The sequence below is a fragment of the Endozoicomonas sp. ALC013 genome (assembly GCF_049310205.1).
GTDB lineage: Bacteria > Pseudomonadota > Gammaproteobacteria > Pseudomonadales > Endozoicomonadaceae > Endozoicomonas.
On sequence record NZ_JBLYNS010000235.1, the window covers coordinates 1 to 4,658 of the forward strand.

The following is a 4,658-nucleotide window of genomic DNA, read 5'->3' on the forward strand; positions in this document are numbered from 1 at the left end:
TCCGTGCATCCTGAGCGGGGTCGAAGGGCGCTCAGGGTGAACGGAGATCGTACACGTCAAACTCATTGAAACCATGTACTACCCCTTCATCACTCTGAGTTATGGCCGACAAACTTGTTTGCTTGTCACCACCCACACCCCGGGCCATAGGTAGAGTGAATAACCCTGATGCTGACGATTACCATGAGCCAGTTCTTTCAGATTCACCCCGACAACCCGCAACTGCGCCTGATCCGTCAGGCTGTCGATATTATTCGCGATGGTGGTGTGATCGCCTACCCTACCGACTCAGCCTATGCCCTGGGTTGTCACATTGGCGATAAAAAGGCGGTTGAGCGCATCCGGAAAATTCGCAGGCTGGATGAAAAGCATAATTTTACCCTGGTCTGCAGAGACCTCTCCGAACTTGCGACCTATGCCCAGGTGAATAATACGCAATATCGAATGTTGAAAAATCACACACCGGGCCCCTATACCTTTATTCTGAAAGGGTCCAGGGAAGTGCCTCGACGGTTGATGCACCCGAAGAGGAAGACCATCGGCATACGTGTGCCTGAAGGTGCCATTGTGCAGTCATTGCTCAGCGAGCTGGGCTGCCCCATTATGAGTTCAACGCTCCACTTGCCTGGTGACGAGTTCCCCATGATGGATCCTTACGATATCCGCATGACGCTGGAACCCCAGCTGGACCTGATTATTGATGGCGGGTTCTGTGGCATGGAGCCGACGACAGTGGTCAGCCTGATGGAAGATGTCCCGGAACTTCTCAGGGTTGGCAAAGGTAATCCTGAGCCTTTTATGATTGATTAGTTTTTCTTGCGGTAAAGCAAGTATCAGCTGTTAGTTCACACAACTATCCATGACATGCCATGATGTGGAATTAACAGCAAATCTATTTTTCTACTATTCAGAAAAGTCGTCTAGGATAAATAGTCTAATTCAAAAGCCTGAATCCCATACTGCATCCAACAATCAAGAATCAATTAGTGAATATGTGAATAGTCGAAATCAATCAACAAAGCATTTATCAAACCATGCCAATATCAGCAATCAAAAAACCGGAAACCAAAAGATACCAAAATAAATTATTCATAATAATCTTTGGATTTCTTATACACCCTTTAGATATTCAGGCTGAACTTGGTATAAAAAACACCTATCAAACATCACAACAACACTTTTCTCAAGCCTACCCGGACACTAATGAAAAAATTGAATCAAAAGAAGTTAAAGGTGAACTTCCTGATATTATTCTTACACCCGGAGAAAAAAGAAAAATCGTATTAAAATCACTCACCCAACAAACCATCGACCAGGCCAGTTCCACGAACAAAATTCTGACACATTACGCCGTTAAAGACCTGGATTTATTAAATGGACCAACGCAGTCACCCGACCACAGCATTCTGAAAAGCCTTGGAACCCCGATTACCATATCCGGAGAAATCATGTTAGCCAATATGCTGATTACTCCGACAACCGATATCAACGTACTGAAAAAAAGACAATCCACCATTCAATACCTGATCGATAATCCAATAATCATGGCCAGGCTGGAGAATCATTTACAACGGTTCTCCGCCAATGAGGATGGCATCATATCTCTGCTTGACCCCTCCGATACTGTCTATAAAGGACTTTTCCAGAGCCTGGATGCTACCACTCAGTTTGGTATGAACCCGAAAACCAGCAATGAAAAAGAAGCCTCCCGTCGTTTTATTGAAAGCCTGAATTTGCTGAGCCTCGGGTTTATGCCAACCTACCTTTATTACAATTCTTCACATCCATTGCATCTGGTCAGCGGCTTGACACTTTATGGCCTGACACTTTATCTGACACAACGAAGTGCCAAAAGAGAGAGGAAATATTACACCTACGTAATGGAACGCAGCAGACGCCCGGGCCTTGCCTTATTTGAAGCCAGAAAACTCTGGATGACCCTTGAGAACCATCCACCGTTTCATGAAGTGCTGTTATCCTACCCGGAGCTTGCAAGGCTGGATTACTCGAAAGAGTTCCGGGAAATGCTCGCGCTATTGAAAGAGCCCCCTGAAAGCCCTGTCCGTTCTAACTGGCACTACTACACCTCTCACATGGGGTGCTACCACATGGCATTAGAACTGATGCAGAAGCACAAAAGTTCTCTGTTATACATCCTCAAGGCCGTGGGTGAAGTGGATGCCTGGCTGACCATTGCCAGACTGGTAAGCCAGGGTCAGCAAAGAGAAAGCAACCCAATTGCCTTTGCAAAATACATTCCGGAACACGCTTCACCCTACCTGAGACTTGACCGATTCTGGAATCCACATTTATCACCAGCAGTCGCCGTGCCAAACAGTATTGAAATAGGCGCGCAATTACCGTTGAACACCATCATTACAGGCCCTAATGCCGCCGGAAAATCGACCAATATGGAAGGCATTGCCATTGCCGTCCTGCTGGCACAGACCTTTGGAATTGCACCAGCGCACGATATTGAAATAACCCCGTTTTCCCTGATCCATACTCACATGGATATCAGCTCAGAGGTGGCAGCAGGGCTGTCAACCTTCAAGGCAGAATCGGTAAGAGCTATTGAACTGATGGACCATATTGAAAACATGGTAGAGTACCAGTTCAGCCTGACACTGATGGATGAGATTTTCAGCAGCACCAATCCGATAGAAGGTGAGGCTGGCACTTATGGCTACCTGAAAATCATTTCCAACAACCGGAACTGCATTAATATCTGCACAACCCACTACCCCAGACCCACACTGCTGGCTGATGAATACCCCGGAATATTCCAGAACATGCATGTTCACGCCGACATCACCAGTGACGGCAGACTGGTCTATGACTACCTTTTAAAATCCGGTTTTTCTGAACAGCATATTGCCATCAAGATTCTTGAAGATGAGGGCATTCAATCAGAATTTCTTGATATCGCCACGGACATCATCAAATATCCGGAACGATACCCTCTTCAAAACCGCAGACACTAGGAGCCTGGTTTCAAAGAGTTTGACGTGTACAATCTCCGTTCACCCTGAGCGGAGTCGAAGGGTGCTTGGCACGATCTATCAGAGTCCGGAGTTTCCGACCTTCGACAGGCTCAGGACGAACGGAGTGCGGAGGCTCAACAACCCGTCAAACTCACTGAAACCATGTACTATGAGACCGGGAAAAACGCTTTATCAATGCCTTGTTCAGGGGAACATCCAGTCTTTTGATACTGACCACAAGACCCATCCTATTATCGGCCACTAAAGCCGGTAATGCGCGGCAGGGAATACTGTCTCGCCCCTCTTTCCCCTGGATTAAAACTGTCGTACCCTGTCCTCTCAGGACTAATTTGGGAGAGCCCTTTGAGCGCTGTAGACCCTCAGTCGCGTGTTTTATCTGGCATGCGACCCACTGGCCGATTGCATCTTGGCCATTATCACGGTGTTTTAAAAAACTGGCTGGCACTGCAACACGAATACGACTGTTTTTTCTTTGTGGCAGACTGGCATGCATTGACCACTCACTATGAAGATACCCAGCACCTTCAGCAACACATGCTGGATATGGTCACTGACTGGCTCGCCGTTGGTGTGAACCCTGGCTCTTCCACCATTTTTATTCAGTCCCGGGTACCGGAGCATGCCGAACTTCACCTGCTGCTTTCCATGATGACACCGCTGTCATGGCTGGAACGGGTTCCAACGTACAAAGACCAGCAGGAAAAACTCAGAGAGAAAGACCTTTCTACCTATGGCTTTCTGGGATATCCCCTCCTGCAAAGTGCTGACATTCTGGCCTATCGGGCAGGCAGTGTGCCTGTGGGCGCGGATCAGGAAGCCCATGTGGAGATTACCCGGGAAATTGCCCGCCGTTTTAACCATCTCTATGGCCGTGAACCCGGTTTTGAACAAAATGCCGAAATGGCCATCCGGAAAATGGGCAGAAAGCAGGGTGAAATATACCGGAAGCTTCGCAAAACCTATCTGGAAAAAGGCGATGAACAAGCCCTGGAAACAGCCAGGGCCCTGCTGAAAGAACAGAACAATATTACCCTGGGTGACCAGGAACGCCTCTTCGGTTATCTGGAAGGCACCGGCAAGGTTATTCTGCCAGAGCCACAGGCATTGCTGACACCGCAAGCCAGAACGCCGGGGCTGGATGGACAGAAAATGTCCAAGTCCTACAACAACACCATCAGTCTCAGAGAGAGTGCGGACGAGGTGGACACCAAGATCCGGAAAATGCCCACGGACCCGGCTCGTATTCGCCGGAATGATCCGGGTGATCCCATAAAATGCCCGGTATGGCAATTTCACCGGCTCTATTCTGACCAGCAACGTCAGGACTGGGTACACAGTGGCTGTACCAGTGCCAGCATCGGTTGCCTCGACTGCAAAAAGCCGGTCATAGAAGCGATCCAGGCCGAGCTGGAACCGATACGGATTGAAGCCCTGGAACTGGAAAATAACCAGGATGTGGTCAAGAGCATTATTACCGAAGGGTGCGAGAAAGCCCGCGATGAAGCCCAGGACACCCTGAAGGAAGTCCGGGATGCCATGGGACTGCACTATCGCTAAGAGCCTGACCGAGAATTGGTATAGTTCCTCTCTGGACAGACACCACCTCTGGCAGGCATGATGGAACTGATCAGCAAATAAGCCATCTAACCTCCC

At 48.5% G+C, this 4,658-nt stretch carries 3 protein-coding genes; all 3 read left to right on the plus strand.

The annotated features are described in order from the left end of the window. The first annotated feature begins 183 nt into the window (after window positions 1–183). Window positions 184–810 carry an L-threonylcarbamoyladenylate synthase gene (locus tag ACO6V1_RS22440; protein WP_269676060.1) on the plus strand — a complete coding sequence of 209 codons (627 nt, stop codon included), beginning with the start codon at window positions 184–186 and terminating at the stop codon, window positions 808–810. Between the two features lie 224 nt (window positions 811–1,034). Beyond that, window positions 1,035–2,984, plus strand: coding sequence for a MutS-related protein (locus tag ACO6V1_RS22445; RefSeq protein WP_422462755.1), 1,950 nt, complete (start codon window positions 1,035–1,037; stop codon window positions 2,982–2,984). A 363-nt stretch (window positions 2,985–3,347) separates the two neighbouring features. Continuing rightward, window positions 3,348–4,562, plus strand: a complete 1,215-nt coding sequence (locus tag ACO6V1_RS22450) for a tryptophan--tRNA ligase (RefSeq protein ID WP_422448596.1) — start codon at window positions 3,348–3,350, stop codon at window positions 4,560–4,562. Window positions 4,563–4,658 lie beyond the last annotated feature (96 nt).